Annotated in this window: 15 protein-coding genes; 11 read left to right on the top strand and 4 right to left on the bottom strand. The window is 40.9% G+C overall.

The window, feature by feature from the left end; all coding sequences use genetic code 11:
- The first annotated feature begins 184 nt into the window (after positions 1–184).
- On the top strand, positions 185–1,441 hold the full coding sequence (locus A379_RS13245; RefSeq protein WP_040725618.1) for a methyl-accepting chemotaxis protein: 1,257 nt from the start codon (positions 185–187) through the stop codon (positions 1,439–1,441).
- A 128-nt stretch (positions 1,442–1,569) separates the two neighbouring features.
- Here the strand turns inward: A379_RS13245 and A379_RS02980 are convergent, their stop codons facing one another.
- Positions 1,570–1,836, bottom strand: a complete 267-nt coding sequence (locus A379_RS02980) for a hypothetical protein (protein ID WP_040725617.1) — start codon at positions 1,834–1,836, stop codon at positions 1,570–1,572.
- Between the two features lie 104 nt (positions 1,837–1,940).
- Here A379_RS02980 and A379_RS02975 point away from each other — a divergent pair, with 104 nt between their 5' ends.
- Positions 1,941–2,258 carry a YqfO family protein gene (locus A379_RS02975; protein WP_040725614.1) on the top strand — a complete coding sequence of 106 codons (318 nt, stop codon included), beginning with the start codon at positions 1,941–1,943 and terminating at the stop codon, positions 2,256–2,258.
- Between the two features lie 255 nt (positions 2,259–2,513).
- On the opposite strand, the gene A379_RS02970 is transcribed toward A379_RS02975, so the two are convergent.
- Together A379_RS02970 and trxB are read right to left on the bottom strand one after the other, a co-directional pair.
- Positions 2,514–3,203, bottom strand: a complete 690-nt coding sequence (locus A379_RS02970) for an FKBP-type peptidyl-prolyl cis-trans isomerase (protein WP_040725613.1) — start codon at positions 3,201–3,203, stop codon at positions 2,514–2,516.
- Between the two features lie 98 nt (positions 3,204–3,301).
- Positions 3,302–4,249 (bottom strand): thioredoxin-disulfide reductase, encoded by a 948-nt coding sequence (gene trxB / locus A379_RS02965; RefSeq protein ID WP_040725612.1) that lies wholly within the window; start codon positions 4,247–4,249, stop codon positions 3,302–3,304.
- Between the two features lie 216 nt (positions 4,250–4,465).
- On the opposite strand from trxB, the gene A379_RS02960 reads away from it, so the two are divergent.
- The 9 genes from A379_RS02960 (at position 4,466) to serS (ending at position 16,089) form a co-directional block, all read left to right on the top strand.
- Positions 4,466–7,021, top strand: coding sequence for a DNA translocase FtsK (locus tag A379_RS02960; RefSeq protein ID WP_040725610.1), 2,556 nt, complete (start codon positions 4,466–4,468; stop codon positions 7,019–7,021).
- Positions 7,022–7,130: 109 nt separating this feature from the next.
- Complete coding sequence (gene lolA / locus A379_RS02955; RefSeq protein WP_051144966.1) at positions 7,131–7,733, top strand: outer membrane lipoprotein chaperone LolA; 603 nt, start codon at positions 7,131–7,133, stop codon at positions 7,731–7,733.
- Positions 7,733–9,073, top strand: a complete 1,341-nt coding sequence (locus A379_RS02950; RefSeq protein ID WP_040725608.1) for a replication-associated recombination protein A — start codon at positions 7,733–7,735, stop codon at positions 9,071–9,073. The genes lolA and A379_RS02950 overlap by 1 nt, the downstream gene beginning before the upstream one ends.
- A gap of 79 nt (positions 9,074–9,152) precedes the next feature.
- On the top strand, positions 9,153–9,533 hold the full coding sequence (gene crcB, locus A379_RS02945) for a fluoride efflux transporter CrcB (protein ID WP_040728600.1): 381 nt from the start codon (positions 9,153–9,155) through the stop codon (positions 9,531–9,533).
- Between the two features lie 31 nt (positions 9,534–9,564).
- Complete coding sequence (gene gcvT / locus A379_RS02940; RefSeq protein ID WP_040725605.1) at positions 9,565–10,698, top strand: glycine cleavage system aminomethyltransferase GcvT; 1,134 nt, start codon at positions 9,565–9,567, stop codon at positions 10,696–10,698.
- A gap of 84 nt (positions 10,699–10,782) precedes the next feature.
- Entirely contained in the window at positions 10,783–11,154 is a 372-nt protein-coding gene (gene gcvH / locus A379_RS02935; RefSeq protein WP_040725603.1) for a glycine cleavage system protein GcvH, read from the top strand.
- A 79-nt stretch (positions 11,155–11,233) separates the two neighbouring features.
- Positions 11,234–14,176, top strand: a complete 2,943-nt coding sequence (gcvP, locus tag A379_RS02930) for an aminomethyl-transferring glycine dehydrogenase (protein WP_051144965.1) — start codon at positions 11,234–11,236, stop codon at positions 14,174–14,176.
- 2 nt (positions 14,177–14,178) lie between these two features.
- Positions 14,179–14,706 carry a glycine cleavage system protein R gene (locus A379_RS02925; protein ID WP_040725601.1) on the top strand — a complete coding sequence of 176 codons (528 nt, stop codon included), beginning with the start codon at positions 14,179–14,181 and terminating at the stop codon, positions 14,704–14,706.
- A 96-nt stretch (positions 14,707–14,802) separates the two neighbouring features.
- A complete protein-coding gene (gene serS, locus A379_RS02920) occupies positions 14,803–16,089 on the top strand; it encodes a serine--tRNA ligase (RefSeq protein ID WP_040725598.1) in 1,287 nt (428 codons plus the stop codon).
- Positions 16,090–16,175: 86 nt separating this feature from the next.
- Here serS and A379_RS02915 read toward each other — a convergent pair whose 3' ends face one another.
- Positions 16,176–16,502, bottom strand: coding sequence for an MGMT family protein (locus A379_RS02915; RefSeq protein ID WP_040725596.1), 327 nt, complete (start codon positions 16,500–16,502; stop codon positions 16,176–16,178).
- Positions 16,503–16,534: the final 32 nt, after the last annotated feature.

The following is a 16,534-nucleotide window of genomic DNA, read 5'->3' as shown; positions in this document are numbered from 1 at the left end:
CTATGAAAAATATTTCGTAGGCTTTTTATTTGAATTAAGCGTATTTAGAGGAATAAAGAACACTTTTATACAAAGGGTAATGCTTGGCATATTAACTGCTTAACTTTGTCTATAAGCTTACTTCTATCTAGTTAACTTGAGTCGTTGTTATGCGGCTTAAACAATCGTTTTAAGGAAAACTCTCATGCTTGATATCATAAAAACATACTGGCCAGCCTGGTTGCTCACGTTATTGGGCGTGTTTTTAAGTATTATGGAAATCCCTTATGTGGGTGCCATTATGCTGGTGCTGGTTTCAATTGCATGGACATTGTTAGTGGCAAACTTTGCCAAGTCAACACAGACAACAGCACAGGAAGAGGGTCAAGCCGCTTTAACAGTACAAACTTCTTCTCAAGCGATTTCTGATAAAGAGCCCGTTGTCAGAGTGAAAACGGTTGATGAATCTCTACAACTTATTATGAATGATGTTGATGCCGTTATTGAAAGAGAAATTGGTGTTGTTGGAGAAGAGCTTATCCAGGTTAAATCGTTGGTTTCTGAAGCCATTGATACATTAAATGGAAGCTTTTCTGGGCTACATGAACAAACCCAGGCAGAATATCAGTTAGTTGTCTCTTTGCTCGATAACTTAGGGGGCGGTGATTCTTCAGATGAGATGAGTATTCAAAAGTTTTCATCAGAAATTAAGGTCGTTTTACAGTATTTAATTGATTTACTCACCAATGCGAGTGAACGTAGTAATCAAACGGTCTCAAAAATAGATGAGATGGTTGGTCAAATTGAGTCTATCTTTCATTTACTAGAAGATGTTAAAGGGATTGCAGACCAAACTAACTTATTGGCCTTAAATGCAGCTATTGAAGCGGCTAGGGCTGGCGAAGCTGGACGTGGCTTTGCGGTTGTTGCAGACGAAGTTCGTAAACTCTCTTTAAGCTCAAATGTTCTGAATGAGCAAATTCGTAAGCAAGCAGAGCAAGCTCGGGTGACGGTGGATCAAGTTAGAAATATTGTAAGTGAAACGGCCTCTAAAGACATGGAACATGCTGTCTCATCACAAAATAAAGTGGGCACCATGTTAGGAGATCTTGAGGAGATGAATGATGGTATTTCATCTAAACTAGGTGATGTGTCTGGCATGATTTCAGAGATTGAATTGAGTGTTTCTAATGCGGTGCGCTCTTTGCAGTTTGAGGATATTGTAAGACAGCTTGTTGAGCAGGTGATGAGTCATTTAGATAACTTGAACCGTTTCTCTAACGAAATTAACCATTTCCTTATAGAAAATCAAGAAACCCCTGCACAATCGGAAGAAGAGCATAAACAACGTGTTGAAGAGTTTAGAGCTCGAATTCATCAAAAGCGTGAAGAGATTGAGTCGCATAGAATGAGCCGAGTGAATACAGAAAGTATGGATGAAGGTGAAATAGAACTGTTTTAAACTAAATAGTTTTACTGTTAAAAGCCCCTTTACGGGGTTTTTTTGTATGTTCTATTTAGTCTGGATAATCATTTATTGTCTCAAACTTTTTTACAGGCTTAATTGTAAATTCTTGATGAATTACCGCTTTAAATCGCCATATTCCCCATGTGGTTGTTCCAAAAGCTACCAAAAATCAGGCTAAAGAAAACCCCAGTTGCAAACACAGCATACCAGTAACGGCGCATTTTCACCTCTTGTTCAGTTTCCTCATCAGCCCTGTCTTTGAAGAAGACTAGCATAAAACCAACGGCTGAAATAAAGCCTGCTATATTCGCTAAATAGTGCCAACCTGTTAGCATTGCTGTGATTCCTAAAGATAGAATAACGGCATAGGTTATAAGAATTAAGCGCATATTATTTCCTTTATTCAAAGTATGTTGTGTAAATTTTTGATTTAATATTTTGACCATATTGTATTGAATTTCTTGAATATAAAAGAACTTTTTAGGGGAAATCTATGTATAAAATCACTTTTTATGTACCAGAGACACACTTAGAAAGTGTCAAAGAGCAGATGTTTAATGCAGGGGCTGGGCATATTGGTCATTATGACCAGTGTGCTTGGCAAGTTAAAGGCCAGGGTCAGTTTCGGCCTTTAAAAGGCAGTCATGCTTTTTTGGGTGAGATAAATCAGTTAGAGAAAATTGAAGAGTATCGTGTAGAAATGGTGGTGCAAAAATCGTGCACTCATGCTGTGATTAAAGCGCTGAAAGCATCTCATCCTTATGAAACTCCAGCATTCGATGTGGTTGAGATAATAGATGTTTTTAGTTGAAAGTATGCTGAGGATATTTGTGCGAAAGTTTAAATATTAACAAAGTCTGAGCGGTTCAAAATATTGTAAGACTTTTTATATTAGAAGTTATTGATATGTTTTGATTGTTAGATTAATATGGCAGCGTTGTTTCATTACAACACTCCTCTAAAAGAGCTAAGATTGTTCCCCTTATTATGGAACCCCCCAGTTTAAGCGAGTCTTGACTGGGGTTTTTTTTATCTAAAATAAAGGGTGCAGCTTTTTAGAGCGGTGTTATTCTGCTTTATCAAATTGAATTAATTCAATAGTAAATAAAAGGGTTTTATTAGGCCCAATGGTTTCTCCAGCCCCTTTTTCACCATAGGCTAAGTCAGATGGAATCACGACTTCCCATTTGTCACCAGGCTTCATCATTTTAAGGACTTCACCCCATCCTTTAATCACGTTACTCATTTGAAACTTCAATGGTGTGCCACGTTTATATGAGCTATCAAAAACCTTGCCATCAATAAAGCTACCCTGGTAGTGAGCAAAAATAGTATCGTCTTCGGTTGGTGAGTTACCTTTACCTTCTTTAATGACCTTGTATTGAATGCCGTTATCAAGTGTTTTTACACCCGATTTTTTAGCATTTTCAGTTAAAAAAGCTTTACCTTCTTTATTATTTTGCTCGCCTTCAACTTTACGCTGAGCTATTTGTTTTTGCATCATGCCTTTTTTGACTTCAGTAATCGCTTTCATCATTTCGTCTTCTGTTAGACGTGGTTGACGGTTGTTTAAGGCATCTTCTAAACCAAGTGTAAAAGCCTTGATATCAATTTCTAGGCCTTGCTGGGCAAAGTTTTTGGCTAAATCACTGCCTAAAGTGTAACTGGCTTTTTGTTCAGTTGTTGCTAGAGGGTCAGCTGCAATTACATTTTGTGATGCAAGTAAGCCTAATGATAAAAATAGAATCTTTTTCATTTAATTGCCTTTAAGTGTATTGGGGTTATGTGGATTTAATGCATGTGTAAAATACACTTACCAGGCCTGGTAAGTGCATTCTATGATTTTGAAGTCGATTAGAGGTTATCTAAATATTTTTCGGCATCAAGTGCGGCCATACACCCAGCACCTGAAGAGGTGATTGCTTGTTTGTAGACTTGGTCCATAACATCACCAGCAGCAAATACACCTGGAATAGAGGTTTGTGTTGCATTACCTTTTAAACCGCTTTGCACTTTAACGTAACCATTATCCATTTCTAGCTGGCCTTCAAAGATACTGGTATTTGGCGTATGACCAATGGCAATGAACACACCTGCAACATCGATTTCTTTAGTTTCACCAGATTGAGTGTCTTTTAAGCGTAACCCAGTTACCCCCATATTGTCGCCCAATACTTCATCCAAAGTTGAGTTGAATTCAATTTTGATATTGCCATTTTCCGCTTTTTCATGCAGGTGTTTCGCTAGAATTTTCTCACATGAAAAAGAGTCACGACGGTGAACAATGGTGACTTCGGCAGCAATATTGGATAAATAAAGCGCTTCTTCAACCGCCGTGTTACCACCACCGATTACTGCAACTTTTTGATTACGATAGAAAAAACCATCACAAGTGGCGCAAGCTGAAACGCCTTTACCTTTAAAGGCTTCTTCGGAGTCAAGCCCAAGGTATTTTGCAGAGGCACCTGTAGAAATAATCAAGGCATCACAAGTATATTCACCTGAATCACCAATCAGTTTGAATGGTCTTTCATTAAGTTCGGCTGTGTGGATATGATCAAACAAAATTTCTGTTCCAAAACGTTCAGCGTGTTTTTGCATACGCTGCATTAAGTCAGGCCCAGTTAAACCTTCAGGGTCGCCAGGCCAGTTATCAACCTCTGTGGTTGTTGTTAGTTGCCCACCTTGCTGCATACCAGTAATTATGACTGGTTCAAGGTTTGCTCTGGCCGCATAAACTGCGGCTGAATAACCTGCTGGACCTGAACCTAAAATTAATAATTTGCAATGTTTTGTGGCCATAACAATTTCCTTTTAACGAATACGTTATTAAATAAGTTGTAATCAAAGTTTATTAAAGAATACGCCCAGAATGCAATTCAATCCAGGTTATAGTCAGATTCTCTAATTTTTCTATGCTAAAATTTTAGCAGTTTTTAAAAGATAAACGAGACTAAAATCTGGTTTGTTTCAAATATAGATTAATAGACATCTCAAATAAGGTAAAAGTAGTTTTTCATGGCTTTTAAATCTGCAAAAATAGAAAATAAACCTGACTCGCAAAGCGGTGAAAAAGTCACCACTTTAAAACGTTTTGGCTGGATATTAAAAGACGGCGTAGTGCTTAGTTGTATTGGTTTAGCCTTTTTCTTATTTATTGTTTTATTTAGTTTTTCACCAACGGATTCGGGATTTGATTCTGTGGGTGAAAGTCAGTCAGTGCAAAATTATGGCGGTCACACTGGTGCATGGATTTCCTCTATGTTGCTCTATGTTTTTGGTGTATTTGGATTTTTAATTCCATTTGGAATTTTATTGGCAGGCTGGGTAACCTTAAAGATAAGAACAGGTAATGAACTTGACTATCTTCGTTTTATATTAAGTCTTTTGGGGTTACTGCTCATGATCTCTTCAGGGGCAGGCCTGGCAAATCTCTATATGCAACCAGACACACTCATTACCTTGCCATACTCTGCGGGTGGTGTTTTAGGTTATGAGCTGAGCAATGCCTTGGTTGGTTCTGTGGATCTATTAGGCGCAACATTAATTCTGCTGATTTTATTTGCAGTGGCTTTTAGTATGTTGAGTAGTTGCTCATGGTTAACCATTATTGAATTTACTGGAAAAGCCGCGGTTAAATTAACCGATAAAGTGACGAATATATTTAAAGATAAGGTCATGGAGTCAGACAGTGTTAAACAGGGCGTTCAAAAGATTCATCACCAAGTTAAGCAGGGTGTGAGTAATCTGGCACCAAGCAGTGATGCGGCCGAAGCGAGAAAAAAATGGCTAGCTAAAGTCTTGCCGACAAAAGGCAATGATACGCAACAAAACCAACGAGAAACATCCCCTAATACTTCTGTTCAAAGTCCCATTATTAGTACACCTGTTTACAACGATGAGGCTTCAAAATCAGAGGCTTCTGATGAGGAGCAGAATCAAGTCCTTGTAACAGCTGATGAATTGACTCCTTCAGAAATAACTCCATCTACATCAACATCTTCCAGCAAACCCACTACGCCAGGATTAACGGTGGGCACAAAACAAATGGCGTCTTCTCCCTCTCAGATTGTAGAAAAAGCCGAGCTTCCTAAATTAGATTTGCTTGATATGCCTCCCAGTTATGATGAAGGCTTTAGTAAGGATGAATTGACGGCTTTATCTGGTTTATTAGAGCAACGTTTACTTGAATTTGGTGTAACGGTTCAAGTGGAATCGGTTCAACCAGGCCCTGTTGTTACACGTTTTGAAATCTTGCCTGCGCCTGGTGTTAAGGTGAGCCAAATCAATAACCTGGCAAAAGACTTGGCACGAGTATTATCTGTTCAGTCCGTGCGAGTGGTTGATGTTATTCCAGGTAAAGCGGTAGTGGGTATTGAAATTCCTAATGAACAGCGTGAAATTGTGGGCTTTAGAGAAGTTTTAGCTTCAGAAGAGTTCCAATCAGCGTCCTCACCGTTAACGGTTGCTTTAGGTAAAGACATTGCAGGAAAGCCTGTAGTTGCGGATATTGCAAAAATGCCTCACTTATTAGTAGCAGGTACCACAGGGTCTGGTAAGTCGGTTGGGGTTAACAGCATGATTTTGAGTCTGCTATATAAAAGTACGGCTGAACAAGTTCGTTTAATTATGGTTGACCCAAAAATGTTGGAGCTCTCTATTTATGAAGATATTCCACATTTATTAACCCCTGTGGTAACGGATATGAGTGATGCCGCTAACGCATTACGTTGGTGTGTGTTTGAAATGGACAGACGTTATCAGCTAATGGCCAAACTGGGTGTTAGAAATATTGCGGGTTATAACTTAAAAGTGAACGATGCCATTAAAAAAGGTCAGCCAATTATTGACCCGTTATATCAACAAGCAGCTAATTTTGGTCATGAAATGAGTGAAGCTCCACCGACTCTTGAGCCACTGCCTTTTATTGTGGTGGTGGTTGATGAATTTGCCGATATGATTATGGTGGTAGGTAAAGAGGTTGAACAGTTGATTGCCCGTATTGCGCAAAAAGCACGTGCTGCTGGAATCCATTTGATTTTAGCTACTCAGAGACCATCGGTTAACGTGATTACTGGGCTAATTAAGGCCAATATTCCAACCCGAATCTCTTTTATGGTAAATACCAAAATTGACTCTCGTACTATTCTTGACCAAGGTGGCGCAGAGCAGCTGCTTGGTATGGGCGATATGCTCTTTATGCCTCCTGGTTCAGGTTCGCCAAAGCGTGTGCATGGGGCTTATATGACCGACGAAGAGGTGCATAAAGTCGCTGAATTTGTGAAGTCGCAGGGCAAGCCACAGTACTTAGAAACCATAACCCAAGCCAGTAGTGGTACAGATGGAAATGGCTTGGATGATGGTGATGCTGAACAAGATGCTCTTTATGATGAAGCGGTAGAATTTGTGGTTCAAGGTAGAAGGGTTTCCATCTCATCGGTTCAACGTCGTTTTAAAATTGGTTATAACCGAGCGGCTCGTATTGTGGAGGCAATGGAATCTGCTGGGGTAGTTTCTACAGCGGGTTCAAATGGAAATCGTGAAGTTCTTGCGCCTAAACCACAAGAATCTTAAAACAAAGCTCTTCTGTTAAAAAATGTTTTTAAACAACATCATTAAACACCATTACTAAATAAGGTTATCCAACGTGAAATGTATTTCTAAACTATTGTTCAGTCTGCTAATGACTGCATCGCTTACGATTAGCACTCAGGTAAATGGCAAAGAAAAACCAGGTAAAGACCTACAAGACTATGTAAACCAGTTACAAACCTTTAAAGCGGATTTTGTGCAAACTCAACCAGATGAAGCGTTGTTTACATTAAATAAATCTACGGGGCATTTTGAACTTAACAGGCCTGGTCAATTAACCTGGCAATATTTTCAGCCAGAAGAGCAAAAGATTGTGGTGGATGGCACGAATCTTTGGGTTTACGATTTAGACCTGGATCAGGTAACCGTGCGCCCAATTAATGATGTTAAAGCAGAGCTACCTTTAAGTTGGTTGCTTTATAAAGAACCGATTCAAGATAAGTTTACCATTATCGAATCGGGTGATAAAAGTGGCTTGAGATGGTTTAACCTCACCCCTAAACAAGCGACTTACTTTCAAAGCATTGAAGTGGGGATGAAAGACGGTGAGATGGTTGAGGTGTGGATGTATCAAAGTGCCGATAACATTACCAAAGTAAAATTTACCAATATTCAATCCAATCAAGTGATTCCTTACACGCATTTTCAGTTTCAGTTGCCTGAAGGGGCTGATTTGGTCGGTACTCCGCAATAATGTCTGTTTACCAACCGCTTTCGGATCGTTTACGTCCTAAAACACTTGAAGATTACGTTGGGCAAACACACCTATTAGGTGAAAAGCGTGCCTTATCCCGAATGCTCAACTCAGGGCGTTTACACTCTATGGTTTTTTGGGGGCCACCTGGGGTAGGTAAAACCACCTTAGCACGTTTGATTGCTTTGCAATCTGATTTGCAGTTCATAAACTTATCGGCCGTATTAGATGGCGTGAAAGAGGTGAGAGCCGCAGTTGAAAAAGCCAAACTTCACCGTGAACAATTTAAACAAGGTACATTACTTTTTGTAGATGAAGTACATCGTTTTAATAAAGCACAGCAAGACGCATTTTTGCCGTTTGTAGAGGACGGCACCTTTGTATTTATTGGCGCGACCACCGAAAACCCCTCGTTTGAACTCAATAACGCCTTGCTATCTCGTGCTAAAGTTTATGTTTTACGTGTTTTAGAAGATGACGAACTCGAACAAGTACTTGAACGAGGACGTGCGTTACTTGAACAAGATTTAAGCATTGATGAAACCGTTACGCTTGAAATAGAAGATAAAGCCAAAGAGCTCTTAATTGAAGCTGCTGATGGCGATGCAAGACGTTTATTGAATAGCTTAGAACAAGTTATTGATTTTGCCGAATTTGAAGTAAGAGCAGACTTACCAGGCCTGGTCACTTTAACGACCGAAAACTGTAAAGAGGTGATTCAAGGTGGTGTAAGGCGTTTTGATAAAGGCGGAGAAGCCTTTTACGACCAAATATCAGCACTGCATAAATCGATAAGAGGCTCAGATGCCAATGCCGCTTTATATTGGTTGGTACGCATGTTAGATGGCGGTGTAGATCCTCGGTATTTAGCCCGACGTTTAATCCGTATGGCCAGTGAAGAAATAGGCAACGCTGACCCTAAAGCCTTACAATTGGCCGTGAATGCAGCAGAAGCCTATGAACGACTGGGTTCACCAGAAGGTGATTTAGCTTTAGCCCATGCCGCCAGTTATTTGGCCGTTGCGCCAAAATCCAATGCGGTTTATATGGCTTACAAAGCGGTATTGGCGGATATAAAAGAAAATGGTTCACATGAAGTGCCACTTCATTTACGGAATGCCCCCACCAAGTTGATGGCCGAACTCGATTATGGTCAAGGCTACCGTTATGCACATGATGAACCAGAAGCCTTTGCCGCAGGCGAGTGCTATTTTCCAGAAGACATGCTCGAAAAAGAATACTATCAACCTGTTGAAAGAGGGCTAGAAATTAAAATTTCGGCTAAGATGAATCATCTTAACCAATTGAATGAAAAAGCCATTTATAAACGGCGCTCTTAGTGATTAAATAGATAAAACTTAAATACGCGAAGATTAAACAGTCTGTATAGATGGAAAATGTAAAAAGGTAAAGCCAATGATGTCAGCTTGGGGGTGGTTTGCAATCGCAATGGGGGGTGCATTAGGCGCCATGTCTCGTTTTGCCATGTCTCACCACATGTATCAAACCTTTGGTAGAGAGTTTGCCTGGGGTACACTGTCCGTTAATGTCATTGGCTCTTTTATAATGGGTTTAGTTGCTATTCTTTTAGTTGATAAGTTGGGTGTCTCCACCGAATGGCGTGCTTTTATTATGGTTGGGTTTTTAGGCGCCTTTACCACCTTTTCTACCTTCTCTTATGAAACCATGCAATACATTGAAATTGGTGAAATAAATAAAGCACTCGTAAATATCGCTGTTAGTGTTATAACTTGTTTGATTGCTGTTTGGTTAGGCATGCTGGCCGCTAAACAGTTTTAAGCTTTTTCACGCTCTCACAAATGGGGATTTTATGTCTTCTAAAAATGAAACTTCACCTCCTTTAAAACAAACACCTCTGTTTGCATTGCACCAAGAACTGGGCGCAAAACTCGTTCCTTTTGCAGGTTATGCAATGCCTGTTCAATATCCACTAGGTATCAAAAAGGAGCACCTACATACACGTTCTAAAGCAGGTTTATTTGATGTCTCGCATATGGGGCAAGTGCTATTAAAAGGAAAAAATGCTGCTTTAGCTTTAGAGTCATTAGTACCTGTTGATATTGTTGATTTACCTGTTATGCAGCAGCGTTATGCGTTGTTTACTAATGAGCAGGGTGGTGTGATGGATGACTTAATGGTCACGAATGCGGGCGACCATCTGTTTTTGGTTGTGAACGCCGCTTGTAAAGAGCAAGATATTGCACACTTAAAAAAACATCTAGATGATAAATGTGATATTGAGGTTTTACAAGACAGAGCGCTTTTGGCTTTGCAAGGGCCTAAAGCGAGTGATGTCTTAGCAGCGCTTGCGCCTGAGTCACTAGAGATGGTCTTTATGACAGCAAAAAACCTGACTATTAAAGGTATCGAGTGTTTTGTCACTCGTTCGGGTTACACGGGTGAAGATGGTTTTGAAATTTCTGTTTTAAATCATCAAGCTGAAAGACTCGCAAAACTCTTTTTAGCCAATGAAAACGTCGAAATGATTGGTTTAGGTGCGCGAGATTCATTACGTTTAGAAGCTGGGCTGTGTTTGTATGGACATGATTTAGCAGAGGATATTTCGCCAGTAGAAGCCAGCCTAAATTGGGCGTTATCAAAATCACGCCGAGCGGGTGGTGAACGCGCAGGTGGTTATATTGGTGCGGATGTCATTATGAAGCAGTTAGCGAACGGCGTTTCTCGAAAACGGGTAGGGATTCAAGCTTTAGGTAAAATGCCAGTGAGAGATGGTGCTGAAATAATTGATGACAATGACCAAATCATTGGCCAAATCACCAGTGGCGGATTTGGTCCCTCTTTTGGTGGGCCAATTGCGATGGGGTTTGTGCCGACAGAATACGCTACTGAAGGCACACAATTAAATGCTTTGGTTAGAAACAAAAAAGTCCCCGTGAACGTGGTTAAGCTACCTTTTGTAAAACAGAATTATTATCGCGGTTAATTCGTATTAAAAACAAACTTACCAGGCCTGGTGGTTTGGTGAAAGAGTAAAGTAAAAAGTCAAAAATGATTAAGGAGAAATTCCATGAGCAATATTAAATACAGCGCAGAACATGAATGGATTCAAGACAATGGCGATGGTACCGTCTTGATTGGGATTACCGATTTTGCACAACAACAGTTAGGCGATTTGGTGTTTGTTGAACTGCCTGAGGTTGGCACTGAAATTAATAAAGGTGAAGAGATCTCGGTAGTTGAATCGGTTAAAGCCGCCAGCGATCTGTTTGCCCCTGTGGATGGCACCGTTGTTGAGGTGAATGAGGCCTTAGATGATGAACCTGAACTCATTAATGAAGATGCTATGGCAAACTGGATTATTAAGGTAGAGCTCTCAGATCCTGCTGATTTAGATGATTTGATGGATGAAGACGCTTATAACGCTTTAACAGAAGAGTAGCTACAACACAGCAAAAAGAACACCGCACAGTTACTTACGTAGTCAAACAATGGATGGATTGAATATCGGAGAATAGAATATGGTGAAAACCACTTTATCTCAGTTGAGCAAATGTACGCTTGAAGAACTTCAGCAAAGTGAATCATTTGTAAAACGTCACCTAGGGCCTGATGCTACCGAACAACAAGCCATGCTCGATTTACTCGGCATGGCTTCCATTGACGAGTTACTGGAAAAAGTGATTCCACAATCCATTCGTAGGCGAGCGTTGATGGAGCTGGAAAACGGCTTAACCGAACATCAATCTTTGGCAAAACTCAAAGCCATCGCCAGCCAAAACAGAGTCCTTAAATCCTATATTGGTATGGGGTATTACAATACCCATACACCGCCCACCATTCAACGCAACATTCTCGAAAACCCTGCCTGGTATACCGCTTATACGCCATATCAAGCAGAAATCTCTCAAGGTCGTTTAGAAGCGATGCTCAACTTTCAGACCATGGTTTCTGACTTAACGGGTTTAGAGTTAGCCAATGCCTCTATGCTGGATGAGGCGACCGCCTGTGCTGAAGCGATGACCCTTTGCCAACGTATGAGTAAATCAAAAGGTAAGGTGTTTTTTGTGGCTGAAGATTGTCATCCACAAAATATAGAGGTGGTACAAACCCGTGCTGAACCATTAGGGATTGAAGTGGTCATTGGTAACCCAGAACTCGGGTTTGAAGAGTACGACCTGTTTGGTGTGCTGTTGCAATACCCAGGAACTTATGGCGATGTGACTGACTTAACAGAGGTGATTGAACAAGCACATGCCAAAAAAGCGCTTGTCGCTGTTTCTGCCGATTTATTAGCCTTAACCTTGCTTAAACCGCCAGGCGAAATGGGCGCGGATGTGGTCATTGGTAACACACAACGTTTTGGTGTTCCGTTGGGTTACGGAGGACCTCATGCGGCTTATATGGCAACCAAAGATGCCTTTAAACGCTCTATGCCTGGGCGCTTAATTGGGGTTTCCATTGATAGTCGTGGTCAAAAAGCTTATCGCTTAGCATTACAAACGCGTGAACAACATATACGCCGAGAAAAGGCCACCAGTAATATCTGTACGGCTCAAGCACTGCTGGCGGTGATGGCCAGTATGTATGCTGTCTATCATGGTTCAGAAGGCTTAATTAAAATAGCCTATCGAGTGCATCGGTTTACCCAAATATTTGTAGAAGGGTTAGTAAAAGAGGGTGTCTATATTCAAAACTCAGTCTATTTTGATACCGTTAAAATAAAGTTACCAGGCCTGGTAGATGCGGTTTTAACAGAGGCTGTGAATCGCGGATATAACTTAAGAAAGATTGATGCTAATCATCTTAGTCTCTCTTTTGATGAAACAACCACCATTGAAGATATACAAACCTTATGGCTGGTGATTGTAGGAGAGCTTTCTGCTAAACATTCAGCCGAACTCAATACAGAAAAACTAAATACAGAAAAAATTCAGCAAGACTTAATTGAAGTGATTCCAAGCCACTTAATTAGGGACTCTGAATTTTTAACGCACCCTGTTTTTAAAGAACACCGTTCAGAAACAGAGTTAATGCGCTATATGCGACTGTTGGCCGATAAGGATTTAGCCTTAGATAGAGCGATGATTCCATTGGGTTCTTGCACAATGAAACTTAATGCAACGGCAGAACTTATGCCAATCTCTTGGCCAGAGTTTGCCAATATTCATCCTTTTGTGCCGCTCGACCAAGCTCAAGGCTATACACAAATGCGTTTGGAATTAGAGTATATGCTTTGCCAGGCAACGGGTTATCAAGCCGTTTCTCTACAACCTAATTCAGGCGCACAAGGTGAATATGCAGGCCTGTTAGCCATTCGCGCTTATCATCAAAGTCGTAATGAAGCACATCGTGATATTTGTTTAATTCCTGCGTCTGCACATGGTACTAACCCCGCTTCGGCACAAATGGCAGGCATGCAAGTGGTGGTGATTAAAACCAATCAACAAGGAGAGATTGATCTTGATGATTTACAGACAAAACTTGCTAAACACGCTCAAAATTTAGCAGCCATTATGATTACTTACCCATCCACCCATGGTGTCTTTGAAGAAAATGTTAAAACAGTCTGTGACTGGGTGCATGAGCATGGCGGGCAGGTTTACATTGATGGCGCAAATATGAATGCCATGGTCGGCGTTGCTGCGCCTGGTCATTTTGGCGGAGATGTTTCGCATTTGAATTTACACAAAACCTTTGCCATTCCGCATGGCGGTGGTGGGCCAGGCATTGGACCAATTGGTGTTGGTGAACATTTAGCGCCATTTTTACCTGGCTATGCAGGCATAGAGGATGCTTTTGAACCGCAATATGTTGGCGCTGTATCAGCGGCCCCTTGGGGCAGTGCGGGTGTGCTTCCCATTAGTTGGAGTTATATTGCCATGATGGGACGCGATGGTTTGATGCAGGCGACATCTGTTGCAATTTTAAATGCTAACTATATTGCGCAACGTTTAGCGCCACATTATCCCATTTTATACAGTGACGAAAATGGCTTGGTGGCTCACGAGTGTATCGTTGATTTGCGTCCAATCAAGGAAGAGTCGGGTATTAGTGTGGACGATATTGCCAAACGGTTGATTGACTATGGTTTCCATGCGCCAACCATGTCGTTTCCTGTTGCAGGTACTTTAATGATAGAGCCAACGGAATCGGAATCCAAAGTTGAGCTTGATCGTTTTTGTGATGCGATGATTGCAATCAAGCAAGAAATTAACGATGTGATAAACGGGGTATTGGATGCCAATGACAACCCTTTAAAAAATGCACCACATACTGCGGATATGGTTATGGCAACAGAATGGAGCCATAGCTATTCACGTGAGCTTGCGGCTTACCCTGTAGAAAGTTTACGAGAGGTAAAATATTGGTCGCCCGTTGGTCGTGTGGATAATGTGTATGGTGATCGAAACTTAGTGTGTTCTTGTCCGCCATTAACGGACTACGAACAAGAGGAGGTTTGAATATGAAAAAATCTGTGGTGATTAGTGTATTAGGCAACGACTCACCAGGCCTGGTTAAATCGCTATCCAAAATCATCGTGGCACATCAAGGAGAGTGGGTTGAGAGCCGAATGGCGAGTTTGTCAGGTAAGTTTGCAGGTATTTTGCGAGTCGATTTACCCGTGAGTGAATTTGCAGCGTTTCAAGCGGATTTGCAAAACTCGGCCGAACTCGGTTTAAGTGTGATTTTTGAAGAGAGTGGCGTAAGTCAAGCTACACCTTCTGAAAACCAATTTGAAATTGAACTGATTGGCCAAGATCAGCCAGGCATTATTCATCGTATTTCCTCCGTTTTAGCGCAAATAAATGCCAATGTTGATGAGTTAGAGACCGAGGTGATTGAAGCCTCAATGTCTGGTGAGCAACTCTTTAAAGCAAATATGAGAATACACATTGCAAGCGATGTACCTGTGAGTAAGATAAGAGCACTACTGGAAGAGTTAGCCAATGAGTTGATTGTGGATATTGAACTCCTTGAAGGAGATGCATAATTGCCGTGAAGAAGTGTTAAAATACTTCGCAAATTTATCGAGCGAAACGCCATAATCAACTCGCTCTTACAAAGAACCATCAAATAGAGACAAACAATGTTAGACGCAAAGCTACTAAGAACGGATTTAGAAACGGTTGCCGAAAAATTAAAAACGCGAGGATTTGAGCTGAATACTGCGCAAATTCAAGAATTAGAAGCACAACGTAAAGAGCTGCAAACTAAAGCGCAAAATTTACAGGCAGAGCGTAACAGCCGTTCTAAAGGCATTGGTAAAGCCAAAGCGCAAGGTGATGATATTGCGCCATTATTGGCCGAAGTCGAAAACCTAAAATCGCAGTTAGAAGAAGCCGAACAAGCTTCTGAAGCCGTTCAAGCACAAATCGAAGAGATTTATGCAGGTATCCCTAATTTACCGCATGAATCGGTTCCTGTTGGTTTGAGTGAAGATCAAAATGTTGAAATTCGTAAATGGGGTGAGCCAAAATCCTTTACGTTTGAAGTCAAAGATCATGTTGAACTTTCTGAGCAACGTGGCTGGTATGACAACGATGCCGCCGTAAAAGTTACATCTGGACGTTTCTCCGTGCTTAAAGGTCCTATGGCTAAGTTACAACGTGCCTTAACTCAGTTTATGCTTGATACCCATGCAGAAAGCGGTTATGAAGAAGTCTATGTGCCTTATTTGGTTAACCAAGACAGTTTGCGTGGAACGGGTCAGCTACCTAAGTTTGAAGCCGATTTATATAAGATTAGCAAAAATGAAGAACACGACACCAATGACCGTGATTTATATTTAATTCCAACTGCCGAAGTGCCTATTACTAACTTAGTTCGTGATGAAATTATTGATGAAGCTGATTTGCCGATTCGAATGGTTGGACACACGCCATGTTTTCGTTCAGAAGCGGGGTCTTACGGGCGCGATACACGTGGTTTAATTCGTCAGCACCAGTTCGAAAAAGTAGAAATGGTAGAAATTGTTCATCCAGAGCAATCACATCAAGCATTAGAAGACCTAACAGGACATGCTGAAAAAATTCTACAAAAGTTAGAACTGCCATATCGTGTTATGAGCTTATGTACTGGCGATATCGGTTTTTCTTCAGCGAAAACTTATGATTTAGAAGTTTGGCTTCCTGGGCAAGAAGCCTACCGTGAAATTTCTTCATGCTCAAATTTTGAAGACTTTCAAGCACGTCGTTTAATGGCGCGTTTCCGTTCTGGTGAAGGTAAGCCACAGCTAGTGCACACCTTAAATGGTTCTGGTTTGGCCGTAGGGCGTACCTTAGTTGCGGTACTGGAAAACTATCAGAATGAAGATGGAAGTATCACTGTACCAAGCGCACTGCGTCCCTATTTAGGTGGTGTTGAGGTTTTATAACCTCTGTTTACTTACCTCACGTAACGTACTAAAAAGCACCAGGCCTGGTGCTTTTTTTATGTCTAATGTATGCAAATGACTGGGTGCTACTTGAAATCGAAGAAATGCGCTTTAAAGTCCATGACTTTACCATTTTGAATTATCACACCCTCTGATTGTAATAACTCAATTTTTTTATCTACCCCAAATGCATAGTTGCCAATCGCACCATTGCTATTTACCACTCTATGGCAGGGCACTTTAATGGGGTTGGGATTTGCCGCCATAGCATTGCCTACAGCTTGGTAAGCTTTTGTCTCTAAAGCTTCAGCAATCGCTTTATAGGTTGTTACTTTTCCTTTTGGAATTAGGCTCAGCAAGGCATAACATTGCTCATTAAAAGTTAACCTATTGTTTTTTAAATGTTTTGTCATAATGATATTACCAGGCCTGGTGAGTTCATATT

This window comes from Thiomicrorhabdus sp. Kp2 (assembly GCF_000478585.1).
Taxonomy (GTDB): domain Bacteria; phylum Pseudomonadota; class Gammaproteobacteria; order Thiomicrospirales; family Thiomicrospiraceae; genus Thiomicrorhabdus.
Note: the sequence above shows the minus strand (reverse complement) of the source record. Positions and strands in the feature narration are given on the sequence as shown.